The 26,191-nt window shown below is 73.5% G+C and carries 25 protein-coding genes; 10 read left to right on the forward strand and 15 right to left on the reverse strand.

The features are described from left to right. Nucleotides 1-26: 26 nt before the first annotated feature. Nucleotides 27-1,769: a SulP family inorganic anion transporter gene (locus ACIGDI_RS08235; protein ID WP_399892313.1), complete on the reverse strand. Its 1,743-nt coding sequence runs from the start codon at nt 1,767-1,769 to the stop codon at nt 27-29. A 512-nt stretch (nt 1,770-2,281) separates the two neighbouring features. On the opposite strand from ACIGDI_RS08235, the gene ACIGDI_RS08240 reads away from it, so the two are divergent. The 3 genes from ACIGDI_RS08240 to ACIGDI_RS08250 are packed head-to-tail and all read left to right on the forward strand — an operon-like array spanning nt 2,282 to nt 5,119. Then, nucleotides 2,282-3,187 (forward strand): universal stress protein, encoded by a 906-nt coding sequence (locus ACIGDI_RS08240; RefSeq protein WP_399892316.1) that lies wholly within the window; start codon nt 2,282-2,284, stop codon nt 3,185-3,187. Between the two features lie 31 nt (nt 3,188-3,218). Further along, entirely contained in the window at nt 3,219-4,241 is a 1,023-nt protein-coding gene (gene adhP, locus ACIGDI_RS08245) for an alcohol dehydrogenase AdhP (protein WP_200699983.1), read from the forward strand. A gap of 5 nt (nt 4,242-4,246) precedes the next feature. Next, entirely contained in the window at nt 4,247-5,119 is an 873-nt protein-coding gene (locus ACIGDI_RS08250) for a universal stress protein (RefSeq protein WP_399892320.1), read from the forward strand. Nucleotides 5,120-5,124: 5 nt separating this feature from the next. On the opposite strand, the gene ppk2 is transcribed toward ACIGDI_RS08250, so the two are convergent. Further along, nucleotides 5,125-5,928 (reverse strand): polyphosphate kinase 2, encoded by an 804-nt coding sequence (ppk2, locus tag ACIGDI_RS08255; RefSeq protein WP_399892323.1) that lies wholly within the window; start codon nt 5,926-5,928, stop codon nt 5,125-5,127. A gap of 36 nt (nt 5,929-5,964) precedes the next feature. Between ppk2 and ACIGDI_RS08260 the strand changes: the two genes are divergently transcribed. The 5 genes from ACIGDI_RS08260 to ACIGDI_RS08280 all read left to right on the forward strand — a co-directional run bounded on the left by ACIGDI_RS08260 (nt 5,965) and on the right by ACIGDI_RS08280 (nt 12,657). Continuing rightward, the gene (locus ACIGDI_RS08260; protein WP_399892326.1) at nt 5,965-8,346 is read left to right on the forward strand and encodes a phosphoketolase; all 2,382 of its coding nucleotides are present in this window, start codon (nt 5,965-5,967) and stop codon (nt 8,344-8,346) included. Nucleotides 8,347-8,459: 113 nt separating this feature from the next. Next, nucleotides 8,460-11,153, forward strand: coding sequence for a GNAT family N-acetyltransferase (locus ACIGDI_RS08265; RefSeq protein ID WP_399892329.1), 2,694 nt, complete (start codon nt 8,460-8,462; stop codon nt 11,151-11,153). 12 nt (nt 11,154-11,165) lie between these two features. Then, a complete protein-coding gene (locus ACIGDI_RS08270; protein WP_399892332.1) occupies nt 11,166-11,900 on the forward strand; it encodes a CBS domain-containing protein in 735 nt (244 codons plus the stop codon). Between the two features lie 20 nt (nt 11,901-11,920). Then, a complete protein-coding gene (locus ACIGDI_RS08275; protein ID WP_399892335.1) occupies nt 11,921-12,430 on the forward strand; it encodes a flavodoxin domain-containing protein in 510 nt (169 codons plus the stop codon). A 29-nt stretch (nt 12,431-12,459) separates the two neighbouring features. Continuing rightward, nucleotides 12,460-12,657 (forward strand): hypothetical protein, encoded by a 198-nt coding sequence (locus ACIGDI_RS08280; RefSeq protein ID WP_399892338.1) that lies wholly within the window; start codon nt 12,460-12,462, stop codon nt 12,655-12,657. Between the two features lie 66 nt (nt 12,658-12,723). Here ACIGDI_RS08280 and ACIGDI_RS08285 read toward each other — a convergent pair whose 3' ends face one another. Then, the gene (locus ACIGDI_RS08285) at nt 12,724-13,524 is read right to left on the reverse strand and encodes a GerMN domain-containing protein (RefSeq protein ID WP_399892341.1); all 801 of its coding nucleotides are present in this window, start codon (nt 13,522-13,524) and stop codon (nt 12,724-12,726) included. A 271-nt stretch (nt 13,525-13,795) separates the two neighbouring features. Between ACIGDI_RS08285 and ACIGDI_RS08290 the strand changes: the two genes are divergently transcribed. Both ACIGDI_RS08290 and ACIGDI_RS08295 read left to right on the forward strand, forming a co-directional pair. Further along, the gene (locus ACIGDI_RS08290; protein WP_399892344.1) at nt 13,796-14,785 is read left to right on the forward strand and encodes an Acg family FMN-binding oxidoreductase; all 990 of its coding nucleotides are present in this window, start codon (nt 13,796-13,798) and stop codon (nt 14,783-14,785) included. 2 nt (nt 14,786-14,787) lie between these two features. Continuing rightward, nucleotides 14,788-15,381, forward strand: coding sequence for a hypothetical protein (locus ACIGDI_RS08295; protein WP_399892347.1), 594 nt, complete (start codon nt 14,788-14,790; stop codon nt 15,379-15,381). An 80-nt stretch (nt 15,382-15,461) separates the two neighbouring features. On the opposite strand, the gene ACIGDI_RS08300 is transcribed toward ACIGDI_RS08295, so the two are convergent. The 12 genes from ACIGDI_RS08300 to ACIGDI_RS08355 form a co-directional block, all read right to left on the reverse strand. Then, complete coding sequence (locus tag ACIGDI_RS08300; protein WP_399892350.1) at nt 15,462-15,599, reverse strand: hypothetical protein; 138 nt, start codon at nt 15,597-15,599, stop codon at nt 15,462-15,464. Between the two features lie 30 nt (nt 15,600-15,629). Next, a complete protein-coding gene (gene hypE / locus ACIGDI_RS08305) occupies nt 15,630-16,664 on the reverse strand; it encodes a hydrogenase expression/formation protein HypE (protein ID WP_399892353.1) in 1,035 nt (344 codons plus the stop codon). Then, nucleotides 16,661-17,767 carry a hydrogenase formation protein HypD gene (hypD, locus tag ACIGDI_RS08310; RefSeq protein ID WP_384811683.1) on the reverse strand — a complete coding sequence of 369 codons (1,107 nt, stop codon included), beginning with the start codon at nt 17,765-17,767 and terminating at the stop codon, nt 16,661-16,663. The genes hypE and hypD overlap by 4 nt, the downstream gene beginning before the upstream one ends. Then, nucleotides 17,764-18,390, reverse strand: a complete 627-nt coding sequence (locus ACIGDI_RS08315; protein ID WP_399892356.1) for a CBS domain-containing protein — start codon at nt 18,388-18,390, stop codon at nt 17,764-17,766. The genes hypD and ACIGDI_RS08315 overlap by 4 nt, the downstream gene beginning before the upstream one ends. After that, complete coding sequence (locus ACIGDI_RS08320) at nt 18,383-19,744, reverse strand: Ni/Fe hydrogenase subunit alpha (RefSeq protein ID WP_399892359.1); 1,362 nt, start codon at nt 19,742-19,744, stop codon at nt 18,383-18,385. The genes ACIGDI_RS08315 and ACIGDI_RS08320 overlap by 8 nt, the downstream gene beginning before the upstream one ends. Then, nucleotides 19,741-20,493, reverse strand: a complete 753-nt coding sequence (locus ACIGDI_RS08325; RefSeq protein ID WP_399892362.1) for an oxidoreductase — start codon at nt 20,491-20,493, stop codon at nt 19,741-19,743. The genes ACIGDI_RS08320 and ACIGDI_RS08325 overlap by 4 nt, the downstream gene beginning before the upstream one ends. Nucleotide 20,494: 1 nt before the next feature. Continuing rightward, the gene (locus ACIGDI_RS08330) at nt 20,495-21,301 is read right to left on the reverse strand and encodes an FAD/NAD(P)-binding protein (protein WP_399892365.1); all 807 of its coding nucleotides are present in this window, start codon (nt 21,299-21,301) and stop codon (nt 20,495-20,497) included. Beyond that, on the reverse strand, nt 21,298-21,762 hold the full coding sequence (locus ACIGDI_RS08335) for a Crp/Fnr family transcriptional regulator (RefSeq protein ID WP_399892368.1): 465 nt from the start codon (nt 21,760-21,762) through the stop codon (nt 21,298-21,300). Before ACIGDI_RS08335 ends, ACIGDI_RS08330 begins: the two co-directional genes overlap by 4 nt. Beyond that, nucleotides 21,762-22,898 (reverse strand): 4Fe-4S dicluster domain-containing protein, encoded by a 1,137-nt coding sequence (locus tag ACIGDI_RS08340; protein ID WP_399892371.1) that lies wholly within the window; start codon nt 22,896-22,898, stop codon nt 21,762-21,764. The genes ACIGDI_RS08335 and ACIGDI_RS08340 overlap by 1 nt, the downstream gene beginning before the upstream one ends. Before the next feature lie 136 nt (nt 22,899-23,034). Beyond that, complete coding sequence (locus tag ACIGDI_RS08345) at nt 23,035-23,292, reverse strand: HypC/HybG/HupF family hydrogenase formation chaperone (protein WP_399892374.1); 258 nt, start codon at nt 23,290-23,292, stop codon at nt 23,035-23,037. Nucleotides 23,293-23,298: 6 nt separating this feature from the next. Beyond that, complete coding sequence (gene hypF / locus ACIGDI_RS08350) at nt 23,299-25,584, reverse strand: carbamoyltransferase HypF (RefSeq protein ID WP_399892377.1); 2,286 nt, start codon at nt 25,582-25,584, stop codon at nt 23,299-23,301. Further along, nucleotides 25,581-26,069 (reverse strand): hydrogenase maturation protease, encoded by a 489-nt coding sequence (locus ACIGDI_RS08355; protein ID WP_399892380.1) that lies wholly within the window; start codon nt 26,067-26,069, stop codon nt 25,581-25,583. Before ACIGDI_RS08355 ends, hypF begins: the two co-directional genes overlap by 4 nt. Nucleotides 26,070-26,191: the final 122 nt, after the last annotated feature.

Below are 26,191 nucleotides of genomic sequence, written 5' to 3' on the forward strand. Positions count from 1 at the left end.
GCCCCGGCTGCGGGCCACCTGGCGGTTCAGTGCTGTGCGCTCCACTCGCGGTACGCGGCCACGGCGGTCGGCAGGGTGGGGAAGATCAGGTCCCGGCCCACCGCCTCCGCCAGCCCGTACGCCTCCAGGTCGTCCAGGAGGTCCTGCTTGACCCGGGCCAGCGCGAAGACGATCCCCCGTCCCGTCAGCTCGCGCCGCAGCGCGTCTACGGCGTCCAGCGCGGTGATGTCCACCTCCACGTTCGCCTCGGTGTTGAGCACGAACCAGCGCACCGGCCCGATCCGTTCGTCGACGACGGCCAGCGCGCGGCGGTGGAAGTCCTGCGCGTTCGCGAAGAACAGCGGGGAGTCGTAGCGGTAGACGAGCAGGCCCGGGATCGTGCGGGCCTGCGGGTAGTCGTCCACGTCGTGCATGCCGGCCACCCCGGGCACCAGCCCCTCGACGGCGTCGTGCGGGCGCGCGACCCGGCTGAGCAGCTCGGCCACGGACAGGCCGACGGCGACCAGCACCCCGTAGAGGATGTCCAGGGTCAGCACCCCGGCCAGGCAGCCGAGCGCCAGGAGCAGTTCGCGGCGGCGGAAGGAGGCGAGCCTGGTGAAGCCCGCCAGATCGATCATGCGGACGGCCGCGTAGACGACGAGGGCGCCCAGCACCGCCGAGGGGGTACGGCTGAGCAGGGGGCTCAGGAACAGCAGCACGCACAGCACCAGCGCGCCCGCCACCAGGGAGTACGCCTGGCTGCGGGCGCCCGCCGAGGAGGCGAGCGCGGTCCGGCTGGCGCTGCTGCTGACCGGGAAGCCGTGCAGCAGGCTCGCGCCGATGTTGGTCGAGCCCAGCGCCAGGAACTCCTGGTCGGCGTCGAGCGGCGGCGCGTCCTCGTCGGGGCCGGGGAAGGCGCGGGCGGTGAGCACGAAGTCGGTGTAGGCGACGATCAGCACGCCGAGCGCCGGCAGCACCAGACGCGGCAGCTCGGTCGGATCGGGCAGCGCGAACGAGGGCAGCCCCGACGGCACCGCGCCGATGACCTTGATGCCGAGCCGGTCGTCGAGGTCGAACACGGCCACCGCCGAGGTGCCCAGCGCGACGGCCAGCAGCGGCCCGGGCACCGCGCGGGACAGCCGGGGCACCGTGAACAGGAACGCGATCGTCAGTGCCGAGAACAGGACGGTGGCCGTGTGCGCCTGCCCCAGGTGCCGTACGAACGACCACAGTTGGGCGAAGAACACCGATCCGGTCGTGGGCACGCCGGTCAGCCGGGGCAGCTGGTCCATGATCATGATCAGGGCCACACCCGCCAGGTAGCCGATCAGCACCGGGCGGGAGAGCAGATCGGCGACGAACCCCAGACGCAGGACACGGGCCGCCACGCACAGCAGGCCCACCGTGAGGGCGAGACAGGCCGCCAGCTCGGCGTAGCGGCCCGGGGAGCCGCCCGCGAGCGGACCCACCACGGTCGCCGTCATCAGCGCCGTCGTCGACTCCGGGCCCACCGACAGCAGCCGGGAGGAGCCCAGCAGCGCGTACAGGGCGAGCGCGGGCAGGATGGCCCACAGCCCGGCGACCGGCGGCAGACCGGCCACGCCCGCGTACGCCATCACCTGCGGCACGAGATACGCGGCCACCGTCAGGCCGGCCAGCAGGTCGCCGCGCAGCCAGGAACGGCGGTATCGGGACAGTGCCACGAGGCCGGGCGTCAGGCGGCGCCACGCGCGTACGGGCCCGCTCCGGCCCCGCGACGTGGGCCCTGTGTCGTCACACTCCCTCAGCATCCACCGAGAATCGGCCACTCGCCCGGCCGCTGGGAAGGGCCCCGGCCCCGCGAGGCCCGACAGGACCTGCGCGGAAAGCCGTTCGGCCCTGCGCGCCCCGACCATCGGCACCGTGCGCGGCGGGGCGACCGGCAGCAGCGTCGGAGATGTGGACGACGTCCGGGCACCGGCCCGTGGCCGCACGGCCGCGGACGTCCGGTCCCGCCGACCGGCGCGACCCGGGCCCGGTTCCGTAGGCCGGGGAGCGGCAGCCGCCGTGCCCCGGCCGACCCGGACCGTCGGCCGGTGAGCGCCGCCCGGACCGTCGTTCACCGGCGGGCCGACGGCGCGCGGTCGTCACCCGTACAGCCGACCCGCCGAGCGCGGGAGGGACGGCGGATCCCGGACGCACGGGACCCGCCGTTCCGCATGGCCGTTGGGCCGGTCGGTCCCGGTGGGGGAAAAGCGGCCCCTGCAGCCGGGCCGCCTTCCGGCCGACGCTGGACACAGATACCCGATCAGGAGGCAGCATCATGGTCCGCACCGTTGTCGCAGGTCTCGACGGCTCACCCGAAAGCCGCGCCGCGGCCGAGTGGGCGGCGCGCGAGGCGAAGCTGCGCGGTCTTCCCCTGAAGATCGCGCACATCTGGGAGCCTGTGCCCGCTCCGATGGCCCAGGCCCCCCTGCTCGGTGCCGAGACCCAGCAGCACTGGACCGAGCGCGTCCCGCGGGAGGCCGCCGAAGGCCTCCGGCTGCGCCACCCCGGCCTCGAGGTGACCATCGAGCACTCCACCGGCCAGCCCGCCGAGATCCTCGCGAAGGCGGCCGAGGAGGCCGAACTGCTCGTGCTCGGCTCCCGCGGACTGAGCGGCATCGGCGGCTTCCTGGTCGGCTCCGTCGGCCTCGCCGTCGTCGCACACGCCGCCCGGCCGGTCGTGCTGGTCCGTGCCGGGGAGCAGGCCGCCGACGAGCACGAGGCGGACCCGGTGGGCATCCCGTCCGCCGCGACCCCCTACCTGCCCGTGCTGCTCGGCCTCGACCCGGCCCACGCCGACGAGTCCGTCATCGAGTTCGCCTTCGACGCGGCCGCCCGCCGTTCCACCACCCTGCGGGTCGTGGCCGCCTGGAACCTGCCGCCCTACTACACCTACGGCCTGTCCGTGGACCCGGACTTCGACCGGGAGGTCGCCCGCCAGCAGGCCACGGCGCTGGCCGCGGCCCTGCGCCCGTGGCGGCTGAAGTACCCGGACGTCGAGGTCGTCGAGGAGTCCCGGGCCGGCAGCGCCGCCACCTTCCTGATCGACGACTCCGCCGACGCCTCCCTGGTCGTCGTCGGCCGTCGCACCCGCCGCAGCCCGCTGGGCCCGCACATCGGCCCCGTCGCCCACGCCGTCCTGCACCACGCCAAAGCCCCCGTCGCCGTCGTCGCCCACGACTGACACCCCCCCGACACCCCGAGGAGCAACAACCATGAAGGCAGCGGTCGTCCGAGCGTTCGGTGAACCCCTGGTCATCGAGGAACGCCCCGACCCCGAGCCCGGCCCCGGCCAGGTCCGCATCCGGCTGGAGGCCTCCGGGCTGTGCCACACCGACATCCACGCCGCCCACGGAGACTGGCCCGTCAAGCCGAACCCGCCGTTCGTGCCCGGCCACGAGGGCGTCGGCCTCGTCGAGAAGCTCGGCGACGGTGTCACCCACCTGAGCGTCGGCCAACGGGTCGCCGTGCCGTGGCTCGGCCGGGCGTGCGGGCGGTGCGAGCACTGCCTGTCCGGCTGGGAGACGCTGTGCGAGCAGCAGATCAACACCGGCTACGGCTGCGACGGCGGGTACGCCGAGAAGATGCTCGCCTGGGCCGACTACGCACAGCCCGTGCCGGAGGGGGTCAGCGCCCTGGAGGCCGCCCCGCTGACCTGCGCCGGCGTCACCACCTACAAGGCGCTCAAGGTCGCCGGCGTGCGGCCCGCCCAGCTGGTCGCCGTCTCCGGCGTCGGCGGGCTCGGACATCTGGCCGTGCAGTACGCGAAGATCGCCGGCGCCACCGTCGCCGCGATCGACGTCACCGACGACAAGCTCGAACTGGCCGCCGAACTCGGCGCGGACATCGTCATCGACGCCCGCAAGGAGGACGTCGGCGCGGTCCTCAAGCGGCACGGCGGCGCCCACGCCGCGATCGCCCTCGCGGTGAACCCGGCCGCCTTCGAGGCCGTCAACGCGGGCTTGCGGCGCGGCGGAAAGCTCGTCATGGTGGCCTTGCCGGCCCACGGCACAATCCAGGTCCCGATCTTCGACACCGTCCTCAACGGCACATCGGTGATCGGCTCCATCGTCGGCACCCGGCAGGACCTCGCCGAGGTCTTCCAGCTGCACGCGGACGGCCGCACCAAGGTCATCTACGAGACCCGGCCCCTGCAGAGCGTGAACGAATCGATCGACGAAGTCCTGCGCGGCCAGGTCAAGGCCCGCATCGTGTTCGATCTCGGCACGGGAAGGTGAGCACCATGGAACTGCCCCTGGTCGTGGGGGCCGACGGCTCCGAACCCAGCCTGCGCGCCGTGGACTGGGCGGCCGACGAGGCAGCGCTGCGCGGAGTGCCGCTCCGGGTGGTGTACGCCTCGCTGTGGGAACGCTACGAGGGCCACGCGCTCGCCGAGGACCTCCGCAAGCCGTCCGAAGAGGTCATGGCCGAGGACGTCGTCGGCAACGCCGTCGAACGGGCGCTGCGCCGCCACCCCGAGCTCCAGGTCACCGGCGAGGTACTGCCCGAGGAGCCGGAGTACGCCCTGGTCCGGGAGGGGCGCAACGCCTCCGCGCTGGTGCTCGGCACCCGCGGCCGCAGCGGCATCGCCGAGATGCTCCTCGGCTCCGTCAGCCTCACCGTCGCCGCCCACGCCGACTGCCCGGTGATCGTGCTGCGCGGCAGCCACGACAACCGCGCCCAGCCCGCGACCCACGGGCGCGTCCTGGTGGGCGTCGGTGAGGAGAGCAAGGACTCGGCCGCCGTGCGCTTCGCCTACGACGAGGCCCGGCGCCGCGGGGTGCCCGTGGAGGCCGTACGGGCCTGGCGGTGCCCGGCGCACGAGACGACCGACCACCCCCTGATGGCCGGCGAACCCGCCCGGCTGCACGAGGAACGGGCCGTCGAGACCCTGGAGAAGGCACTGCGGGACGCCCCGGAGGACGTCGAGGTGCGCCGCCGTACCGTCGAGGGCAACGCCCGCCGTGTGCTGCTGGACCTCTCCCACCACGCCGACCTGCTCGTCGTCGGCGCCCGGCGCCGGGAGGGACACCTCGGGCTCCAGCTCGGCCGCGTCGCGCACGCGGCACTGCACCACTCCGCCTGCCCGGTCGCCGTCGTACCGCAGCCGGCGTGAGCGCCTTACAGGCCCGCCGCGTGATCCGGGACGTAGGTCTGCAGGTCGCGCGGCGGGCGCACGTAACCGGTCGACGCAGGGCGGGCGGGCAGCTTCAGCACCGGCGGCGGCACCTCGTGGTACGGCAGGGAGCCCAGCAGATGGGCGATCATGTTCAGCCGGGCGCGCCGCTTGTCGTCGCTCTCGACCACGTACCACGGGGCCTCGCTGATGTCGGTGTGCACCAGCATCTCGTCCTTGGCCCGGGAGTAGGCCTCCCAACGGGTGATCGACTCCAGGTCCATGGGCGACAGCTTCCAGCGTCGCAGCGGGTCCTCCAGCCGGCGCCGGAAGCGTTCCTGCTGCTCCCGGTCGCTGACCGAGAACCAGTACTTGCGCAGCAGGATCCCGTCCTCGACCAGCATCCGCTCGAAGATGGGGCATTGGCGCAGGAAGAGCTGGTACTCCTCCTTGGTGCAGAAGCCCATCACGTGCTCGACACCGGCCCGGTTGTACCAGGACCGGTCGAACAGCACGATCTCACCGGCGGCCGGCAGATGCTCGACATAGCGCTGGAAGTACCACTGGGTGCGCTCGCGCTCCGTCGGCTTGGGCAGCGCCGCGATCTGCGCCACACGGGGATTGAGGTGCTCGGCGACGCGCTTGATCGTCCCGCCCTTGCCCGCCGCGTCCCGGCCCTCGAAGACGACGACCAGACGGGCGCCCTGCGCCCGCACCCACTCCTGCAGCTTCACCAACTCCGTCTGCTGGCGCAGCAGTTCCTTCTCGTACGCCTTGCGCGGCAGCTTTGCCGCCTTCTTGCCGGCCATGCCGCCTCTTCCCCTCGATGACTTGTGGAGCCACTCATGCCCAAGGTCGAACACCAGGACGCCACCGTACTGACCGACGACGAGGTGCGCACCCTGGACGCCCACTGGCGGGCCGCCAACTACCTGGCCGCCGGACAGATCTACCTGATGGACAACCCCCTGCTGCGCGAGCCCCTGCGGCCCGAGCACATCAAGCCGCGGCTGCTCGGCCACTGGGGCACCTCGCCCGGGCTGAACCTCGTCTACACCCACCTCAACCGCGTCATCAAGGCGCGCGGCACGGACGCCCTGGCCATCTGGGGCCCCGGCCACGGCGGCCCCTCCGTCCTGGCCAACTCCTGGCTGGAGGGCACCTACAGCGAGACCTACCCGGACGTCTCCCGGGACGGGGAGGGCATGGAGCGGCTGTTCCGGCAGTTCTCCTTCCCCGGCGGGGTGCCCAGCCATGTCGCGCCGGAGACGCCGGGCTCCATCCACGAGGGCGGTGAGCTCGGGTACTCCCTCTCGCACGCCTACGGCGCCGCCTTCGACAACCCGGACCTGGTGGTCGCCTGCGTGATCGGCGACGGCGAGGCGGAGACCGGCCCGCTGGCCGCCTCCTGGCACTCCAACAAGTTCCTCGACCCTGTGCGCGACGGCGCCGTCCTGCCGATCCTGCACCTCAACGGCTACAAGATCGCCAACCCGACCGTGCTGGCCCGGCTGCCGGAGCACGAACTCGACGAACTGCTGCGCGGCTACGGCCACGCCCCCATCCACGTCACCGGCGACGACCCGCTCACCGTCCACCGCGCCATGGCCCACGCCCTCGACGAGGCACTGGACCGCATCGCCCTGCTGCAGAACTCGGCCCGCGAGGACGGCGTCACCGAACGCCCGCGCTGGCCCGTCATCGTGCTGCGCACCCCCAAGGGCTGGACCGGCCCCGCCGAGGTCGACGGCCTGCCCGTGGAGGGCACCTGGCGCGCACACCAGGTCCCGCTGGCCGGCGTCCGGGAAAACCCCGAGCACCTGCGGCAGTTGGAGACCTGGCTGCGCTCCTACCACCCCGAGCGCCTCTTCGACGCCGACGGCCGGCCCGTCGCCGACGTCCTCGCCTGCGTCCCCGAAGGCGATCGCCGGCTGGGCGCCACCCCGCACGCCAACGGCGGCCTCCTCCTGCGCGAGCTGCCCGTCCCCTCCCTGGACCGCTTCGCCGTACCGGTCGACAAGCCCGGCACCACCCTGCACGAGCCGACCCGGATCCTCGGCGACCTCCTCCAGGAGATCATGAAGGACACCTCGCACCGTCGGGACTTCCGTCTCGTCGGCCCCGACGAGACGGCCTCCAACCGGCTGCAGGCGGTCTTCGACGCCAGCGGCAAGGCCTGGCAGGGGATCGTGCTCCCGGTCGACGAACACCTCGACCGGCACGGCCGGGTGCTGGAGATCCTCTCCGAACACACCTGCCAGGGCTGGCTGGAGGGCTATCTGCTGACCGGCCGGCACGGACTGTTCTCCTCCTACGAGGCGTTCGTGCACATCGTCGACTCCATGGTCAACCAGCACATCAAGTGGCTGAAGACATCGAGGGAGCTGCCCTGGCGGGCGCCCATCGCCTCCCTCAACTACCTGCTCACCTCGCACGTGTGGCGCCAGGACCACAACGGCTTCTCCCACCAGGACCCCGGCTTCGTCGACCACGTCCTCAACAAGAGCCCCGAGGTCGTCCGCGTCTATCTGCCGCCGGACGCCAACACCCTGCTGTCGGTGGCCGACCACGCGCTGCGCAGCAAGGACTACGTCAACGTGATCGTGGCCGGCAAGCAGCCCTGCTTCGACTGGCTCTCCATGGACGCCGCCCGCGCCCACTGCGCCCGCGGCGCCGGCATCTGGGACTGGGCCGGCACCGAGAACGGCGGCGAGCCGGACGTCGTCCTGGCCTGCGCCGGTGACGTGCCCACCCAGGAGGTCCTGGCCGCCGCCCAGCTGCTCCGCCGCAACCTGCCCGACCTCGCCGTACGCGTGGTCAACGTCGTCGACATGGCCCGTCTGATGCCCCGCGAGGAGCACCCGCACGGCATGAGCGACTTCGAGTACGACGGCCTTTTCACCAAGGACAAGCCGGTGATCTTCGCCTACCACGGCTACCCCTGGCTGATCCACCGGCTCGCCTACCGCCGCACCGGGCACAAGAACCTGCACGTGCGCGGCTACAAGGAGTCCGGCACCACGACCACGCCGTTCGACATGGTCGTCCGCAACGACCTCGACCGCTACCGGCTCGTCATGGACGTCATCGACCGCGTCCCCGGCCTCGCCGTGCGCGCCGCCTCCGTACGCCAGCAGATGGCCGACGCCCGCAGCCGCCACCAGGCGTGGATCCGTGAGCACGGCACCGATCTGCCCGAGGTCGCCGACTGGGGCTGGAACGCCTGACAGGGCCCGGATCGGGGGCCGACCGGCCCTCGATCCGCCCCCGGACAGCCCATGGGAGCGCGGCCCGTTCCGCTGGACCCTCGAAGTGTCAACAGACGTGGAAGGGATCCGCGATGTCGCACGACGCTCTCAGCAGGCCCCAGGTCCACGCCCTGCTCGCGGACGGCACCACCGTGCGCATCCGCGAGGTGCGGCCCGGCGACCACGAGCAGCTGCGGGGTTTCTACGAGGAGATGTCCCCGGAGAACCTGAGGCTGCGGTTCTTCGCGATCAGCCGGCGCTCCGCCGAGATGGCCGCCGACCGGGCCTGCGCGGCGCCCCACCCCGGTTACCGGGCCCTTGTCGCCGAGACCCAGGGCCGCATCATCGGCCTCGCCGAGTACGACACCTCCGGCACCGGCCAGGAGGCGGAGATCTCCATCGCGGTCGCCGACACCCTGCACCACCGGGGCGTCGGCACCCTGCTGACGGAGCACCTGGTCTCTGCCGCCCGCGCCGAGGGCATCACGGCCTTCAAGGCCGACGCCCTGTGCGAGAACCACGAGATCCTGCGGCTCTTCGCCGACCTCGGACTGCACACCGCCCGCCACTTCGACGGCCCCGAGGTGCGCTGCACCATCGAGCTCGCCGAGAGCGAGAGCTACCTGACGGCCGTCGAGGAGCGGGGCAGGGCCGCCGACGTCGCCAGCCTCCAACCCCTGCTGCGCCCGGACGCGGTGGCCGTCGTCGGCGCCGGCCGCAAGCCGGGCTCGGTGGGCCGCGCGATCCTGCACCATCTGCACTCCGGCGGCTTCACCCGGCGCCTGTTCGCCGTCAACCCCGCCGCCACCTCCATCCTCGGCGTCCCTTCCCACCCCTCCGTCGCGGCCCTGCCCAGGACACCCGACCTCGCGGTCCTCGCCGTACCGGCGGCCGCGGTGGCGGAGACCGCCGAGGAGTGCGGCAAGGCGGGCGTACGGGCCCTCCTCGTCGTCACCGCGGGCCTCGACGCCGACCAGGCGGCCGCGCTGCTGACCTCCTGCCGCACCTACGGCATGCGGCTCGTCGGCCCCAACTGCCTCGGCGTCTCCAACACCGACCCCGAGCTGCTCCTGGACGCCACCTTCGCCGCCGGCCACCCGCGCCCCGGCACCGCGGGCGTCGCCGTGCAGTCCGGGGGAGTGGGCATCGCCCTCCTCGACGGCATGTCCCGGCTCGGCATCGGCGTCTCCTCCTTCGTCTCGCTCGGCGACAAGTTCGACGTCAGCGGCAACGACATGCTCCAGTGGTGGGAGAGCGACGGCCGCACCGACCTCGCCCTGCTCCACCTGGAGTCCTTCGGCAACCCGCGTGCCTTCTCCCGCACCGCCCGGCGGGTGACCCGCCGGATGCCGGTGCTGACGGTCGACGCCGGACGCACCGACGCGGGCCGCCGCGCGGCCGCCTCGCACACCGCGGCCGCCGCCACCCGCACCATGACCCGCGGCGCGCTGTTCACCCAGGCCGGCATCACCGCCACCCGCTCGGTCGGCGAACTCCTGGAGGCCGCCGCCCTCATGCACGCCCAGCCGCTGCCCGCCGGACCCCGCGTCGCCATCGTCACCAACGCGGGCGGCGCCGGTGTGCTCGCCGCCGACGCCTGTGCCGAGGCCGGGCTGATCCTGCCCGCGCCGACCCCGCAGCTCGTCGACGACCTGCTCGCCGTCCTGCCCGAGGGCGCCTCCGTGGGCAACCCCGTCGACGCCACCGCGGCCGTCGGCGAGGAACAGCTCATGGAGTGCGTGGAGCGGATCATGCGCAACGGCGGAGTCGACGCCGTCCTCGTCGCCCTCGTCCCCACGGCGGTCGCCGCGGCGACCGGCGACGACCTCGTCCGGGCCCTCACCCGCGCACCCGGCCGACGGGCCAAGCCGATCGCCGCGGTACGGCTCGAACAGGCCCTGCCCGTCGAGCTGCTGGCCACCTCGGACGGCGGCGCCGTCCCCGCCTACGCCGAACCCCAGGCCGCCGCACGGGCGCTGGCCCACGCGGCACGCCGCGCGGCCTGGCTGGCCCGCCCCGCCGGCACCGTCCCCGCCCTGGCGGACGTCGACACCGCCCGCGCCCACGCGGTCGTCGAGGCCTACCTCGACGACCACCCCGACGGCGGCTGGCTCGATCCCCGTGCCTGCGCCGAACTCCTCGGCTGCTACGGCATCCCGCTGTCGCCCTGGGCCTGGGCGGAGACCGAGGACGACGCCGTCCTCGCCGCCGACCGGCTGCGCGGCGCCGACGGCCGGGTGGTCATGAAGGGACACTGGCCGGGCCTGCTGCACAAGAGCGTCGAGCACGCCGTCCACCTCGACCTGCGGGGCGACTCGCAGGTACGGGCCGCGTTCCGCGACCTGGAGACCCGGTTCGCCGGCCGGCTGACGGGCGTGGTCGTACAGCCCCTGGCCGCGCGCGGCACCGAACTGTTCGCCGGTGTCGTCCAGGACCAGGTCTTCGGACCGCTCGTCCTGTTCGGGCTCGGCGGCACCGCCACCGAGATCCTCGCCGACCACGCGGCACGTCTGGCCCCGCTCACCGACCACGACGTGCACGACCTGATCACCGCTCCCCGCTGCGCCCCGCTGCTGTTCGGGGCGAACGGCGAGCGGCCCGCCGACCTCGAAGCCCTCGAACAGCTGCTGCTGCGGCTGTCCCGGATGGCGAGCGACCTGTCGCAGCTGGCCGAGGCCGACTTCAACCCCGTACTCGCGTCACCGGGCGGCGTCAGCGTGCTCGATGCGCGGGTGCGCCTGCTGCCCAGCAGGCAGCAGGACCCCTATCTGCGCCGGCTCCGCTGAGGAGGAGAAGCCATGAAGCACAACAAGGTCGGCTCCGTCATGACCACGGACGTCGTCCGCGCCGAGTACGGAACCCCCTTCAAGGAAGTGGTCCGGCTGCTCGGTGAGAACCGCATCAGCGGATTGCCGGTGGTGGACGAGGACGAGAAGGTCATCGGCGTCATCTCCGAGACCGACCTCATGATCCGGCAGGCCGACACGCCGGAACCCTACGAGCAGCCCCGGCACCACCCGCTCGCCGCCCTGACCCGGGAGAGCCGCACCCGCAAGACCAAGGCCCGCGCCCGCACCGCCGGCCAGCTGATGACCGAACCGGCCATCACCGTGCACGCGGACGACACCATCGTCGAGGCCGCCCGCACCATGGCCCTGCACCATGTGGAACGGCTGCCCGTCCTGGACGAGGAGCAGCGGCTCGTCGGCATCGTCACCCGCCGCGACCTGCTCCAGGTCTTCCTGCGGCCCGACTCCGAGATCCGCAAGGAGGTCGTCGACGAGGTCGTCGTCCGCGCCCTGTGGCTCGCCGAGCGCAGCGTCGACGTCTCCGTGGTCGAGGGCGTGGTCACGCTCGCCGGACACATGGAACGCAAGAGCGAGACGGAGATCGCCGTCTCCATGACCCGTCAGATCGACGGTGTGGTCGCCGTCGTCGACAAGCTCACCTTCCGGCTGGACGACTCGCACATCCGGCCCGCCGAGGAGAGCGCCATGCACGGCGTCGCCGACGACTGGATGCGCAAGCTGTGACGTGAGAGGAGGCGGACCCCATGCCCGAGAACGTGCTGGTCGCCTATGGAACGACGAACGGATCGACCGCGGGGATCGCCGAGGCGGTGGCGGACGTCCTGCGCAAGGAGGGCCTCACCGCGGACACGGCGTCCGCGGCCACCGTCACCGACGTGACGCCGTACGACGCCTTCGTGATCGGCGGTGCCCTGTACGCCGGGCGCTGGCACCGCGACGCCCGCCGCTTCGTGCGCCGGCACCGGCGGACCCTGGCCGAGGTGCCGGTGTGGCTGTTCAGCAGCGGCCCGCTCGACGCCTCGGCCTCCGAGAAGGACATCCCGCCCGTGCCCTGGGTGCGGCGCGCCCTGGACAAGCTCGACGCCCGTGGCCACGTCACCTTCGGCGGCTGCCTGCAGGAGGGCGCCAAGGGACGCATCGCCCGCATGATCATCCGTAACGGGAAGGGCGGCGACTTCCGCGACTTCCCCGAGATCGAGGCGTGGGCGGCCCGGGTCGCCGACGAACTGATCAAGAGGGAGCAGACGACCTGAGGAAAGACCCTCCGGGAAGGGGGCGCACCATGAACATCCGTCAGATCCCCGTCGTCACCACCGAGGCGGTGCTCTACCTGGTCGCCGCGATCCTGGCCTTCCTGTGCCTCGGACTGGCCGCATCGGTCGCGGGCCTGCCCCTGGTCCCGCTGGTCCTGCCGGCCATCGTCGCGCTGGTCCTGCTGGCCCGGCACCTGGCCCACCGCCACCCCATGACCAAGGTCTGACAGGCGACGGAAATGAACGACCCCGGCGCGGTCCTCGCGCCGGGGTCCTCGTGCCGCGGGCCGGAGTCAGCGGTTCACGGCCAGCGGCACGGTGTCCACGGTCACCGGGCGTCCGTCCTCGGGCGAGACGAAGTACGCCGTCAGCAGACCCGGGCCGGTGCGCACCGCCCGGTAGGGGAAGGTGACGTCGAAGGTGCCGCGGGTGCCCGTGCCGGACGTGGCCCGGACCGGAACGTCGGCCGCCCGGTGCCCGGAGACGTCGGTCAGACTCAGCCGGAACTCGGCCTCGAAGGTGTCCGCGCTGCCCCACACCCGCAGCGGGGTGCGGACCGCGTCACCGATCAGGGGCGACTCGACCAGCACGGCCGGCGACAGGTCCTCGAAGTCGGCCCGGCCGACCGGCCCGTCGAGGACGATGCCCTCGTGGCCGAAGTACCGCACCGGCTTGCCCTCGATCTCGAAGGCCACCTTGCGCACTGTCGGGAACCTGGTCAGCGTGAACACGACCTGGGCCAGCCGGGCCCGCATCGACGGGCCGCCGCCGTCGTCGAGGAAGCGGTCGGACAGGTCGACCGTCGCGAGACGGCCCTGGACGTCGACCGAGCGCAGCTCGGTACCGGACGGGACGGCGGTGGTACGGCCCCGGTGGCCCTCGAAGCGGCTGGGGCCGGCCAGCAGGGCGTGCATCGCCGCGGTGGCGGTCGCCGGAGCCGTCACGGTGCGGGGGACGGCCGAGACCTTCCCGTCGTGCAGGAAGTACACCGCCGTACGGACCCTCTTCGCCGACGATGTGCCCGTGCCGCCGGCCGACGGCTTCGGGACCGTCGCCGTGCGGGCCGCCGACGCGGACCGTGTTCCACTGGACATGGCATCCTCCTCCCACACTTCCAGCGAACCGCTCCCCGCCGAGGTCCCCCAGTGCCGTCCGGCTCCGTTCGAGGGCCGAACGGCGGCCCGCCCGGGCCGTCCGGGCCGGGCGGAACCCCGGGCGGGGACGGGCGGGGGCCGGTGGCGGGGAAGAGGGCCGCACAGGCCGCCGACCGGGACTCTCGGCCCCTGCCTCCGCCGGACGCGCGCGGGGACCCTGGGGGTGGATGGTTCACGAAAGGTGGACGGTTCGCGAAAGGCGGGATCCACCATGACCGTGTCGTACGAGAAGTCCGGCCACGCGGCGGTTCACCTGGCCCGTGCCGCCTCCCTCGCGCCCTCCCCGCACAACAGCCAGCCCTGGTTCTTCGTCGAGGAGGGCCACGACCACGGCTTCGAGGTGCACGCCGACGGCGGACGGCGCATGATCCTCACCGACCCCGGCGGCCGGGAGATGGTCATCGCCTGCGGGGCGGCACTGTTCAACACCCGGATGGCCGTACGCCACCTCGGCTTCCAACCGTCCGTGGACCTGCTGCCGCGACCCGGCGACTCCGCCTTCCTGGCCCGCGTGGGCTTCGCCGTGCACGCCCCGGCCACCACCGACGAGGCGCAGCTGATCGACGCCATGCCCCGCCGCCACACCCACCGCGGCCCCTTCGCCTCCCTGGCCCTGCCCAGCGGCCTCCTCGACGACCTGCGCGAACATGCCCGGACGGAGGGCGCCGTCCTCCACGTCCTGGAGGAACCCGAGGAGCTGGACCTGATCGCGCGCCTGGTGCGCACCGCCGAGGACGTGCACCGGGCGGACGCCGGCCACAGCTGGGAGGTCACGCGCAACATCGGTCCCGACAAGGTTCCCGCCGACGCGGCCCGCTTCCACCCGGACGCCACGCTCCTCGCCGGCCGGGACTACCTCGACCTGGCACGCCGGTTCGTCGTCCCCGCCCGCCGGCGCGGCCTCGGCACGGGCACCGTCGCCGTGCTGTCCACCCCGCGCGACGGCCGGATGGACTGGCTGCGGGCCGGACAGGCGCTGCAGCGTGTGCTGCTGGCCGCCGCCGCCCGTCACGTCATGGCCGCCTTCCACACCCAGCCGCTCGAACTCCCCGAGATCCGCGCCGAGTTGCGTCGGCGACTGGCCGCCGGGAACTTCCCGCAGATGGTGCTGCGGCTGGGCGTCCCGGCCCAGGTGTGGACCACGGCCCGCCGTCCGGCGTCCGAAGTCCTCATTCGTGACGACGCGTTGGTCCGGTGGTGACGATGGCCGCGGCACGGCCCGAACGGCCGACCCGGACGCGCTGGTGGCGGCTCCGGCGCAACCCGCTCAGGCGCCCCAGCTACCTGGTCGAGGCGTGGCTGCTGCTGGCCGTCTGGACGCTGGCCCTGCTGGCGGCCGTCGCCGCGGGCGTGGGCGCGGCCGGCGCCATCGAACGGGACAGCGCCGGGCTGCGGGCCGAACGGCACTCCGTACAGGCCGTGTTGACCAAGGATTCGGAGAGCGGCACCTCCTCCGTCGACGGCGTCGGCGACGCCCGCGCCTGGGCCACCGTGCGCTGGACCGCGGCGGACGGGACGCCGCGCACGGGCGTCACCCGGGTCGCGGCCGCGAGCAGGGCCGGCAGCACCACCCGGATCTGGCTGGACGCCCAGGACCGGCTCGTGCCCGAGCCCGCGGGCGTCGGCCAGGCGCGCTTCGAAGCCGTGGTGCTGGGCACACTGGCCGGCGTGACCGTCGCCGGAGTGGTGCTCCTCGCCGGCACCGGGATGTGCACCCTGCTCGACCGGCGCCGGCTGACCCAGTGGGACACCGAGTGGGCCCGCGTGGACCGGCAGTGGGGCGGCAAGACCCGCTGACTCAGTGCATCGGGCCTCGTCAGGTGCGGGGGAGCCGTTCGCCAGGTCTCGTCAGGTGCGGGGCAGTTGTTCGCCAGGTCTCAGCAGATGCGCGGGAGTTGTTCGCCGAGGGGCATCTCGATGATGCGGCGTGCGCCCACCAGCGTGCGCAGGCTCGCCCGGGCCTGCGGGCCCTTGTGTAGGAGTTCGTCGATCCGTCGCCCTGCCGGGAGCGGCATGCCGGGACCTCACGAAGTGTGCTGCAACTGTCAGCAGATCCGCGGGAGTTGTTCGCCGAGGGGCATCTCGATGATGCGGCGTGCGCCCACCAGCGTGCGCAGGCTCGCCCGGCCCTGCGGGCCCTCGTGCAGCACCTCGCCGATCCGTACCGCCTGTGCGCCCTCCGGCAGCGACCGCATCGCTATCAGCGCCTCCTCGGCGGCTTCCGGGTCGACGAACGCCACCATGCAGCCCTCGTTCGCGACGACCAGCGGGTCCAGGCCGAGCAGGTCGCACGCGGAGGCGACGGCCTCCGGCACGGGAACCGCGCTTTCCTCGATCTCGACGGCGACCGACGAGTCCCGGGCGATCTCGTTGAGCGAGGCGGCCAGCCCGCCCCGCGTGGGGTCGCGCAGCACGTGCACGGCGGCACCGAGCGGCGCCAGGGCGTGCACCAGGCGGTGCAGCGGACGGCTGTCGGAGGCGATGTCCCCCTCGAAGCCCAGGCCCTCCCGGGTGCTGAGCACGGTCGTGCCGTGCAGCCCGATCGGCCCGGACAGCAGGACCACGTCACCGGGGCGGGCGTTCGCCGCCGACGGGCACATCGGCGCATGCCGCTGCCCGACCCCGGTGGTGTTGATGAACAGCCGGTCGGCGGCGCCCCGGCCCACGACCTTGGTGTCGCCGGTGATCACGGGCACGCCCGCGTCCTGAGCCGCCTTGCCCAAGGAGGCCATCACCGCCCGCAGTTCGGACAGCGGCAGCCCCTCCTCGATGATCAGGGAGACGGACAGCGCGAGCGGCCGGGCGCCCCGCATCGCCAGGTCGTTGATGGTGCCGTGCACGGCGAGGGACCCGATGTCCCCGCCGGGGAAGAACAGCGGGCTGACGACGAAGCTGTCGGTGCTCATCACCAGATCCGGCCGGCCCGGCAGCAGCGCCGCGTCCTCCAGCGGCCCCTCGGCCCCGCCGACCGCGGGCAGCACCAGGGTGTCGAGGAGCTCCTCGGTGAGCCGGCCGCCGGCGCCGTGGCCCAGCAGCACGACCTCCTCCTCGTGCCGGGGGGTCGGGCATTCGATGGTCATGGCGTGCTCCTCGCCGAAGCGGTGCGTCCGGCCGCGTGGAAGGCGGCACACGTGCCCTCGGACGACACCATGGGCGCGCCGAGGGGATGACGGGGCGTGCAGCGGGTGCCGTACGCGGGGCAGTCGGTCGGCAGCCTGGCGCCGGTCAGGATGGCGCCCGCGATGCACTCGGGGTCCTCCACGGGCCGCAGCCCGCCCACGTCGAACCGGCGGGCGGCGTCGAACCCGGCGTAGGCGTCGGCGAGTTCGAGCCCGCTGTCGGGCAGTGCCCCGATGCCCCGCCAGGACCGGTCGGTGACCTGGAAGACCTTCCGTACGGCCTCCTGCGCGTCGGTGTTGCCCGAGCGGCGCACGGCCCGCACGTACTGGTTCTCCACCTCGAAGCGGCCCGCCTCCAGCTGCCGGACGGCCATCAGGACGCCCTCCAGCAGGTCCAGCGGCTCGAAGCCGGTCACCACGATCGGCACCCGGTAGCGGGCCGCGATCGGCTCGTACTCGCGCCAGCCCATCACCGCGCACACGTGCCCGGCCGCCAGGAACGCCTGCACCTCGCAGTCGGGGTCCTCCAGCAGCGCGGTCATCGCCGGCGGCACCAGGACATGGCTGACCAGCATGGAGAAGTTCGTCAGCCCCAGCCGGGCCGCGTGCAGCACGGCCGTGGCGTTCGCGGGCGCCGTCGTCTCGAAGCCGACCGCGAGGAAGACGACCTCCCGGTCGGGGTTCGCCGCGGCCAGGCGCACGGCGTCCATCGGGGCGTACACGACCCGGACGTCGGCGCCGCGCGCCCGCAGGGACAGCAGGTCGGTCTCGCTGCCGGGCACGCGCAGCATGTCCCCGAAGCTGGTGAAGATGACGCCGGGGCGGGCGGCGACGGCCATGGCCCGGTCGAGGGTCTCCAGCGGGGTGACGCACACCGGGCAGCCGGGGCCGTGGATCATCCGCATCCCGGCGGGCAGCAGTTCGTCGATGCCCTGGCGGACGAGGGTGTGGGTCTGACCGCCGCACACCTCCATGATCCGCCAGGGCCGGGTGGCCGTGCGCCGCAGCTCCTCCAGCAGCCGCCGGGCGAGCGCGGGGTCACGGTACTCGTCAAGGTACTTCATCGGTGCGTGAGGTCGAGCCGGATGTCCACGACGCCCTCCACGGCCCGCACCGCCCGCGCGACGATCGGCACGAGGGTGCGGTCGGGCAGCACGCCGCCGAGGGTGACCACACCGTCGGCCACGCTCACCGTCAGGGGAGAGGTGATCGGCAGCTGGCCCAGGACGCTGTGCCGGACCTCCTCGGCGATCTCCTCGTCGTCCCGCAGGAAGACCTTCAGCAGGTCGCTGCGGCTCACCACGCCCTGCAGGATGCCCACCGAGTCCACCACCGGCAGCCGCTTGACGTGCCGGCGGGCCATGATGCGGGCGGCCTCGGCGACGGAGGCGTCGGCGTGCACGGTCACCGCGGGGGTGCTCATCAGCTCGCCCGCGGTCAACGCGGCCGCCTTCTCCCGCTCGGCGCGCTCCGCGTCCTCCTCGCCCCCGTCGCGGAACTCCTCCTTGGGCAGCAGATCCGCCTCGGAGACCACGCCGATGACCCGGCCCTCCCCGACCAGGACGGGCAGGGCGCTCACCTTCCACTGGTCGATCAGACCGACGATCTCCTTGAAGGAGGCGTCGCGCCCGACGGCTATGACGGTCTGCGTCATCACATCGCTCACGGTGTACGGAGATTCAGGCACGGTGGCCTCCCGCGGTCGGGCCCGAGGTACGGACGACGGTCAGGTCGAGGAAGTGGGTGGAGCACGAGATACACGGGTCGTGGTTGCGGATCGCCCGCTCGCACAGGGCCGTCAACTCGTCGTCGTCCGGGTCGTGTTCGCCGATGGCGGCCTGGGCCAGCCGACGCAGGTCGTCCTCGATCGCGCCCTGGTTCTGGGCGGTGGGCGGCACCATCGTCGCGTCGGCGACCAGGCCCTCGGCGTCGATCTCGTAGCGGTGGTAGAGCACCCCGCGCGGGGCCTCCGTGGCACCGTGCCCGACGCCCGCCACCGGCGGCACCTCGGTGTACGGAGAGGCGGGCGGCTCGTAGCCGTCGATGATGCGCAGCGCCTCGCCGACGGCGTACACCACCTCCACCGCCCGCACCAAAATGGACCGGAACGGGTTGCGGCACACCGCGCCCTCGCGCGGGTCACCGAGCCCGGCCGCCACGGCCGCCTCCAGCGCCGCCGGCGACAGCAGGGCGCCGCTGACCGCGAACCGGGCCAGCGAGCCCGTCAGGTGCAGCCGCCCGTCGAGCCGCGAGTGCAGCGCGGTGGAGTGGGCAACGTGGGTCTCGGTGACATGCTCGGTGAACTCCCGCACCGGGAAGGAGCCACGGCTTCCGTCGGCGCGCAGCACGGTCGGCGTGCCGCCCTCGATCGCGTACGTGTCCGCCTCGGCCAGCGCCAGCAGGTCCGCGTCGGTGCGCGCATCGGGGAAGTCGAAGCCCGCCACCCAGCGCACGGTCTCCCACGCGTCGTCCAGCGCCCGCTGCAACACCTCGCGCAGCGGCCGCAGTTCGGCGCGGGCCGGGGCGCGGTGGAAGCCGCCCAGCCGCACGTTGATCGGATGCACGGCGCGGCCGCCGACCAGCTCCATGATGTCGTTGCCGGCCTTCTTCAGCCGCAGCCCGCGCTCCACCTCGGCCCGGTGCGTCCGGGCGAGGTCGATCGCGCTGGGGCGGCCCAGGAAGTCCGGGGCGTGCAGCAGGTAGATGTGCAGGGCCTGGCTCTCGATCCACTCGCCGCAGTACAGCAGCCGGCGCAGGTCCCGGATCGCCAGGTCCACCTCGACCCCGCAGGCGTCCTCGATCGCCGCGCAGGCGCTCATCTGGTAGGCCACCGGGCAGATTCCGCACACCCGGGCGGTGATGTCCGGCGGCTCTGTGTAGGACCGGCCGCGCAGGAAAGCCTCGAAGAAGCGCGGCGGCTCGTAGATCTCCAGCCGCGCCTCGGTGACCTTGCGGTCGTGCACGTGCAGGCGCAGCGCGCCCTCGCCCTCGACCCGGGACAGCGAGCCGACGTGCAGGACACGGGATCCGCGGTGCGTCACTTGCCCAACTCCTTATCGAACGCGGGGGCGTTGAAGGTGTGCAGGAAGCGCTCCACGGCGTCGTCGTCCATACCGTCGCGGCGCAGCACGGGGATCAGCGCGGGCAGGTTCACCGAGCCGGACGGGCCGAAGCAGCCGAAGCAGCCGCGGTGGTAGGCCGGGCACAGGGCCCCGCAGCCGGCGTGCGTGACCGGGCCCAGACAGGGCGTGCCGTGCGCGACGGTCACACAGACCGTGCCGCGCCGCTTGCACTCGAAGCACACGCTGTGGTCGGGGATGTCCGGCTTGCGGCCGGCCAGGAACGCGGTGAGCACCTCGATGAGCTGGCGCCGGTCGATCGGGCAGCCGCGCAGCTCGAAGTCGACGTCCACATGGGCCGAGACCGGCGTGGAGGTGGCGAGCGTCTCGATGTACTCCGGGTGGGCGTAGACGGTGCGCCGGAACTCGTCGACGTCCGCGAAGTTGCGCAGGGACTGGATGCCGCCCGCGGTCGCGCACGCGCCGATGGTCACCAGGTGCCGGGAGGCGGACCGGATCTGACGGATGCGCTCGGCGTCGGAGGGCGTGGTGACCGAGCCCTCGACCAGCGACAGGTCGTAGGGTCCGGGCTGCACCGTGCTGGTGGCCTCCAGGAAGTGCGCGATCTCCACCTCGCCGGCGAGCGCGAGGAGTTCGTCCTCGCAGTCCAGCAGCGTGAGCTGACAGCCGTCGCAGGAGGCCAGCTTGAACACCGCGAGTTTCGGTGCCATCTCACAACTCCCTTACCGAAAGCAGGGGTTCGGCGTGCGCCCAGTCCACGACGGGGCCCGCCTGGCACACCAGCACGGGTCCCAGCTGGCAGTGTCCGCAGTGCCCGGTCGCGCAGCGCATGTTGCGTTCCAGCGAGACCTGCACACGGTCGTGGGGCACTCCGTGCTGGATCAGTTCGCGTGCGGTGGCCCGGATCATCGGCTCGGGCCCGCACACGAACGCCGTCGTCTCCTCCGGCTCGAAGTGGGCCCGCCCCAGCAGCTGGGTGACCACGCCGACGTCGCCGCGCCAGTCCGGCTCGGGCTGGTCCACCGTCACCCCGGTGAACGCCGTGGCCCAGCTCGCCACCTCGGCGCGGGCGATCAGGTCGCTCGGCGTGCGGGCCCCGATCAGGACGTTGATGCGCCGGTACGCCTCCGGCTCGGCCAGCGCGCCCAGGATCAGCGGGCGCAGCGGGGCGAAGCCGATGCCGCCCGCCACGATCACCACGTCCCGCCCGCGCGCCCGCTCGAGCTCCCAGCTGCTGCCGTAGGGCCCGCGGATGCCGACGACGTCGCCGACCCGGGCCGCGCACAGCCCGTCGGAGACCGCGCCGACCGACCGCACGGTGTGCGCGAGCCCGCCTGTGGCCTGCACCGAGCTCACCGACACCGGGATCTCGCCGCGGCCGAAGGCGTGGACCATCGCGAACTGTCCCGGCAGGAAGTCCGCGAGCGGCCGGCCCACCGGCTCGAACCGCAGCGTGACCGTGTCCGCGGTCTCCGGACGGCGGGCGATCACGCGATGGGGGACCGGTACGGCGGTCATCGCTCTTCCTTCGTCTCGTAGATGCCGTAGAGATCCACCAGCCGGGCGCGCGCCGCGTTGAGCCGGTGGGCCAGCACCCGGCCCACCCAGTGCTCGACCGCGCGCCCGAACTCGGCGTCGTTCAGGCACATCAGGCGGACGGCGACCGCGTCGAACTCGTAGGCCCGCACCGCGGTCACGGCTCCGGCTCCGAGCTGCCACACGAACGGCTCGTACAGCCAGGACCAGCCGACGAGGTCACCGACCCCGATCGTCTCGATGACCGGCGGCCGGCGGCCCGGCACGTGCATGTCGAGGGCGACCGTCCCGCTGCGGACGATCCAGAAGCGGTCGGCGTGCCCGCCTTCCTCGAAGAGACGGGCGCCCTGCGGGAAGTGGGCCTCACGGCCGACGCGCAGCAGCCGCTCGCGGTGCTCGGCGGGCAGGGCGTGATTCATGCGCAGGGCGATCGAGGGGGGCATCAGTCGGTCTCCGTTTCGAGTTCGGCCTTGAGCGCGGCCACTTCCTCGGTGATGTCGATGCCGACCGGGCACCAGGCGATGCAGCGCCCGCAGCCCACGCAGCCCGAGGTGTCGAACTGGTCGTGCCAGGTGGAGAGTTTGTGGGTGAGCCACTGCCGGTAGCGGCTGCGGGCCGAACGGCGCACCGGCCCGCCGTGCAGATAGGAGAAGTCCAGGTCGAAGCAGGAGTCCCAGCGCTGCCAGCGCTCGGTGTGGTCACCGGTCAGGTCGGTGACTTCCTCCGTGGTGGTGCAGAAGCATGTCGGGCACACCATGGTGCAGTTGCCGCAGGTCAGACAGCGCTCGGCGACGTCGTTCCAGCGCTCGGCGTCCAGGCTCGAACCCATCAGCGTGCGCAGGTCGACCGGCGGCAGCGAGCGCCCCATGCGGTCCCGGGCGTCGTCCACCGAGGCCCGGGCGGTGTCCTCGGTGACCGCGTCGGCGGCGCTGTGCGGTACCTGCGCCAGCAACCGGGCGCCCTCCTCGCTGCCGACCCGCACCAGGAACCGGTGCCCGTGCTCGTCGACGACCTCGGTCAGCGCCAGGTCGTACCCGGGGTCGGCGGCCGGCCCGCCGCCCATCGAGACGCAGAAGCAGGTGGCGCCGGGGTCGGTGCACTCGGCGGCGATCAGCAGCGCCCCGGACCGCCGCCTGCCGTAGCCGGAGTCCTCGTACCGTCCCCCGGTCAGTACCCGGTCCTGGATCGCGATGGCCCGCAGATCACAGGGCCGCACACCGAGGAAGGCGTACGACGGGTCCTCCGGCTCCTCCGCGCTGAAGGTGACCTCGCCGTCCGGCTTCCGGTCGGCGCTCCACAGCCGCTCCCGCGCCGGGTGCAGGAAGTTCTTCCAGGACTGCGGCCCCGCGCTGTGCGCGAAGGCGGCGCCGTCCTCCCGCCGCACCAGCCGGTACCGTCCGGCCTCCAGCTCGACCCCCCAGCCGAAGGGCAGCGCGTCCGCGGAGGTCAGCTCCGCCAGCACCACCGCTCCGTCGCGGACGGTCGGTCCGACGACGGTCCGCCCTTGTGCCACGAGTGCCGCGACCAGGGCGCCGAGGCCCTCCCGCTCGAGCACGGCCGGCGCTGCGGTGGCGGTCATGGCGGTCCTCCTCGTCGAAAGGCGGGTCACGCGGATCCACTTTCAGGTTGGGTCGTCGGGGCAGGCCCGTGGCAGGGGCCGACCGGCCCTCCCGCACGAGCCGACCGGGTCATCGCCAGGGACTGCCCGAACCCGTCTAGGGCAGCGGCTCGCCCAGTTCGCTCTCTACCGCTCCCGTCATCGCCCGCAGCACGTCCAGCGTCCGCCGGGCCTCCACCTCGTCGACCTGCGTGATGGCGAAGCCGACGTGCACGATGACGTACGAGCCCACGTCCGCGTCCGGCGTGCAGCTCAGACAGACCTCGCGCCGCACACCCCCGAAGTCCACCGTCGCCATCCGCAGTCCGGCGTCGTCGTGCACCTCCACGACCCGCCCCGGAATTCCCAGGCACATCCGCCCTCATCCCTTCGCACCCAGCCGCGCCGCCGCGACCGCCGCCTGTCCGTAACTGATCCCGCCGTCGCCGACCGGCACCTCACCGCCGACCAGCACCCGCAGCCCCTGCGCGTGCAGGCGCCGCTTCACCTCGGTGAGCAGGCGGCGATTGACGAAGCAACCGCCCCCCAGGCACACCGTGTGCGGCGCGCCGTCGGCCACCGCCTGGGCGACCAGCTCCGCGGTGACGATCCCGAGCGTCAGATGGAAGGCCGCGGCCAGGGCCTCCACCGGTTCCCCGTCGAGCCGCCGCCGCAGCAGGTCCGCGACGGTCGGCGTGGGGTCGTACACCCACAGGCCCTGCGCCCGCACGATCCGATGGGCCAGCGGCACCGCGTGCAGATCGCCCGCCGCCGTCTCCAGCAGGACCGCCGCCTCGCCCTCGTACGCCGTCCGGTCGCACAGCCCGAGCAGGGAGGCGACGGCGTCGAACAGCCGTCCGGCGCTGGACGCGCGCGGGCAGTTGACGTCCCGGGCGACCATGGCCCGTACCGTGGTCGCCTCGGCCGTGTCGAGCCGTACGGTGAATTGCCGGGTGAGCCAGGGATACGGCCGCGGGGAGCCCAGCGTCTCCGCGCCGAGCAGCAGCCCCAGGGCCGTACGGGAGGGATGGCGCACCGCCGAGTCGCCGCCGGGCAGGGGGGCGGTCGCGAACCTGCCGGCGCGGCGGTAGCCGCTGAGGTCGGCGACGAGAATCTCGCCGCCCCACAGGGTTCCGTCGTCGCCGAGCCCGAGCCCGTCGTAGGCGACCCCGATGAACGGGCCCCGCACCCCGTGCTCGGCCGCACACGCGGCGACATGCGCGTGATGGTGCTGCACCGCCATCAGCGGCACCCGCTGCGCCTTGGCCCAGCGGGTCGACAGATATCCGGGGTGCAGGTCGTGCGCGAGGACGGCGGGTTCGATCCCGGTCAGCCGTTTGAGATGCTCGTACGACGCCACGAACGCGTCGTGGGTCGCGACGTCCGCCAGATCGCCGGTGTGCGGGCCGAGATGGGCGCGGCCGTCGGCGGCCAGCGTGAACGTGTGCTTGAGCTGGGCGCCCACCCCGGCGACGGGCTGCCGTGCGCGCAGCGGCAGGGGAGCGGGCGCGAGGCCGCGGGCGCGGCGGACGGTGATCCGGGTCCGTCCGGCGAACTGCACGACGGAGTCGTCGTAGCGGGAGCGGATGGACCGGTCGTGGGTGAGGAAGCCGTCGGCGACACCGGCGAGCGCGTGCCGTGCCTCGGCGTCGTCGATGGAGAGGGGTTCGTCGCTGAGGTTGCCGCTGGTGACCACGAGCGGGCGGGCCAGCTCGTCCAGCAGGAGGTGGTGCAGACCGGTCGTGGGCAGGAACAGGCCGACGCGGGTCAGACCCGGGTGCACCTCGGCCGCCAGCGGGGGAGCGCCGTGCCACCTGCGCCGGGCCAGCAGGACCACGGGGCGCTCCGGAGAGGTCAGCGCGGCCTCTTCGGTGGCGCCGACACGGGCCAGGCGGTCCGCCGCGGGAAGGTCGGGGACCATCACGGCGAAGGGCTTCGTGGGACGGCGCTTGCGCCGCCGCAGCTCCGCGACGGCCGCCGACTCGCCCGCGTCGCACACCAGTTGGTAGCCGCCCAGGCCCTTCAACGCGACGATCCCGCCGTCGGCGACCGCCTTCACGGCCGCCCGCAGCGCCTCCTCGCCGCGCAGCTCGTCCCAGGCCAGGCGCGGCCCGCAGGCAGGGCAGGCGACGGGCTCGGCGTGGAAGCGGCGGTCGGCCGGATCGGCGTACTCGGCGGCGCAGGCCGCGCACAGCGGGAAGTGCCGCATGGTGGTGCGGACCCGGTCGTAGGGCAGGTCCTCGATGATCGACGCCCGCGGGCCGCAGTCCGTGCAGTTGATGAAGGGGTAGCGGTGCCGGCGGTCGGCCGGGTCGCGCAGCTCGCGCAGGCAGGCGTCGCAGATCGCCGCGTCCGGGGGGATCTCGCGGGACGCGGTGTCCGGTGCGCCGGGCGGACTGTGCCTCACCAGGAAACCCGCGGGGAGATACGCCCGGACGTCGTCGCTCAGCCGGATCCGGCGCACCCGGGCCAGGGCGGGGGCGTCCGCGCGCAGGCGGGCCGCGAACTCCTCGATGTCCCGGGACGGGCCGGCGACCTCGCCCTCCACGTGCCCGTTGACGTTGGCCACCCAGCCGTCCAGGCCCAGCGCGGACGCGGTGCGGTACACGAACGGCCGGAAGCCGACGCCCTGGACGATGCCCTCCACATGGAAGCGCCGCACGGTCATGACCCGCTCCCGGCCGTGATCTCGTCCTCGACCGCTGCCACGAGGGGCTCCACGGCGGCCGCGACGGCGGCGGACAGGCCGGTGCCGAAGTCGCTGTCGGCGCCCTCGACGGCGTAGACGACGAGCCGTTCCGGCAGCAGGCCGAGGACGCGGGCCAGTTCGACGGCCTCGCCCAGCCCCAGCCCGTGCGAGCTGGTGGCGGACGGGGGTGCGATGTGCCCGGCGTCGAGCTCGAGGCGGTGCACGCGGCCGGGTGTGCCGGGGTGGGCGTGCGCCGCGTCCACGACCACGGCGAGCCCGGCGCCCTCCCACAGGCCGATCAGCCTGCCGGGGTCGCCGTCGCAGGTGGCGAACACCGTGCCGGCGGGCGGCGCGTGGTCCTCGGCCCGCTCCTTCAGACGCGCGACCACGGCCCAGCCCACGCCGTCGTCGCGCCGGAACTCGTTGCCGACGCCGATCACGGCGATACCCGTGCGTGTCCTCATGCCCTCACGGTGGTTCGCCCCGCCCGACCCCGGCATGGGCCGAACGGACCCGACCCACCGGGCCGACCCTCCCCACCGAGCCGCCAACGGCCGCGCCAGCCGGAGCGGCACCGTTGCCCGCC

The organism is Streptomyces sp. NPDC085900 (assembly GCF_044540925.1).
Taxonomy (GTDB): Bacteria; Actinomycetota; Actinomycetes; order Streptomycetales; family Streptomycetaceae; genus Streptomyces; species Streptomyces gilvifuscus.

Bases quoted from the DNA above. Each gene is read 5' to 3' on its own strand.
- ACIGDI_RS08235 (WP_399892313.1), bottom strand. From the start codon at position 1,769: ATGCTGAGGGAGTGTGACGACACAGGGCCCACGTCGCGGGGCCGGAGC.
- ACIGDI_RS08240 (WP_399892316.1), top strand. From the start codon at position 2,282: ATGGTCCGCACCGTTGTCGCAGGTCTCGACGGCTCACCCGAAAGCCGC.
- adhP (WP_200699983.1), top strand. From the start codon at position 3,219: ATGAAGGCAGCGGTCGTCCGAGCGTTCGGTGAACCCCTGGTCATCGAG.
- ACIGDI_RS08250 (WP_399892320.1), top strand. From the start codon at position 4,247: ATGGAACTGCCCCTGGTCGTGGGGGCCGACGGCTCCGAACCCAGCCTG.
- ppk2 (WP_399892323.1), bottom strand. From the start codon at position 5,928: ATGGCCGGCAAGAAGGCGGCAAAGCTGCCGCGCAAGGCGTACGAGAAG.
- ACIGDI_RS08260 (WP_399892326.1), top strand. From the start codon at position 5,965: ATGCCCAAGGTCGAACACCAGGACGCCACCGTACTGACCGACGACGAG.
- ACIGDI_RS08265 (WP_399892329.1), top strand. From the start codon at position 8,460: ATGTCGCACGACGCTCTCAGCAGGCCCCAGGTCCACGCCCTGCTCGCG.
- ACIGDI_RS08270 (WP_399892332.1), top strand. From the start codon at position 11,166: ATGAAGCACAACAAGGTCGGCTCCGTCATGACCACGGACGTCGTCCGC.
- ACIGDI_RS08275 (WP_399892335.1), top strand. From the start codon at position 11,921: ATGCCCGAGAACGTGCTGGTCGCCTATGGAACGACGAACGGATCGACC.
- ACIGDI_RS08280 (WP_399892338.1), top strand. From the start codon at position 12,460: ATGAACATCCGTCAGATCCCCGTCGTCACCACCGAGGCGGTGCTCTAC.
- ACIGDI_RS08285 (WP_399892341.1), bottom strand. From the start codon at position 13,524: ATGTCCAGTGGAACACGGTCCGCGTCGGCGGCCCGCACGGCGACGGTC.
- ACIGDI_RS08290 (WP_399892344.1), top strand. From the start codon at position 13,796: ATGACCGTGTCGTACGAGAAGTCCGGCCACGCGGCGGTTCACCTGGCC.
- ACIGDI_RS08295 (WP_399892347.1), top strand. From the start codon at position 14,788: ATGGCCGCGGCACGGCCCGAACGGCCGACCCGGACGCGCTGGTGGCGG.
- ACIGDI_RS08300 (WP_399892350.1), bottom strand. From the start codon at position 15,599: ATGCCGCTCCCGGCAGGGCGACGGATCGACGAACTCCTACACAAGGGC.
- hypE (WP_399892353.1), bottom strand. From the start codon at position 16,664: ATGACCATCGAATGCCCGACCCCCCGGCACGAGGAGGAGGTCGTGCTG.
- hypD (WP_384811683.1), bottom strand. From the start codon at position 17,767: ATGAAGTACCTTGACGAGTACCGTGACCCCGCGCTCGCCCGGCGGCTG.
- ACIGDI_RS08325 (WP_399892362.1), bottom strand. From the start codon at position 20,493: ATGGCACCGAAACTCGCGGTGTTCAAGCTGGCCTCCTGCGACGGCTGT.
- ACIGDI_RS08330 (WP_399892365.1), bottom strand. From the start codon at position 21,301: ATGACCGCCGTACCGGTCCCCCATCGCGTGATCGCCCGCCGTCCGGAG.
- ACIGDI_RS08335 (WP_399892368.1), bottom strand. From the start codon at position 21,762: ATGCCCCCCTCGATCGCCCTGCGCATGAATCACGCCCTGCCCGCCGAG.
- ACIGDI_RS08340 (WP_399892371.1), bottom strand. From the start codon at position 22,898: ATGACCGCCACCGCAGCGCCGGCCGTGCTCGAGCGGGAGGGCCTCGGC.
- ACIGDI_RS08345 (WP_399892374.1), bottom strand. From the start codon at position 23,292: ATGTGCCTGGGAATTCCGGGGCGGGTCGTGGAGGTGCACGACGACGCC.
- hypF (WP_399892377.1), bottom strand. From the start codon at position 25,584: ATGACCGTGCGGCGCTTCCATGTGGAGGGCATCGTCCAGGGCGTCGGC.
- ACIGDI_RS08355 (WP_399892380.1), bottom strand. From the start codon at position 26,069: ATGAGGACACGCACGGGTATCGCCGTGATCGGCGTCGGCAACGAGTTC.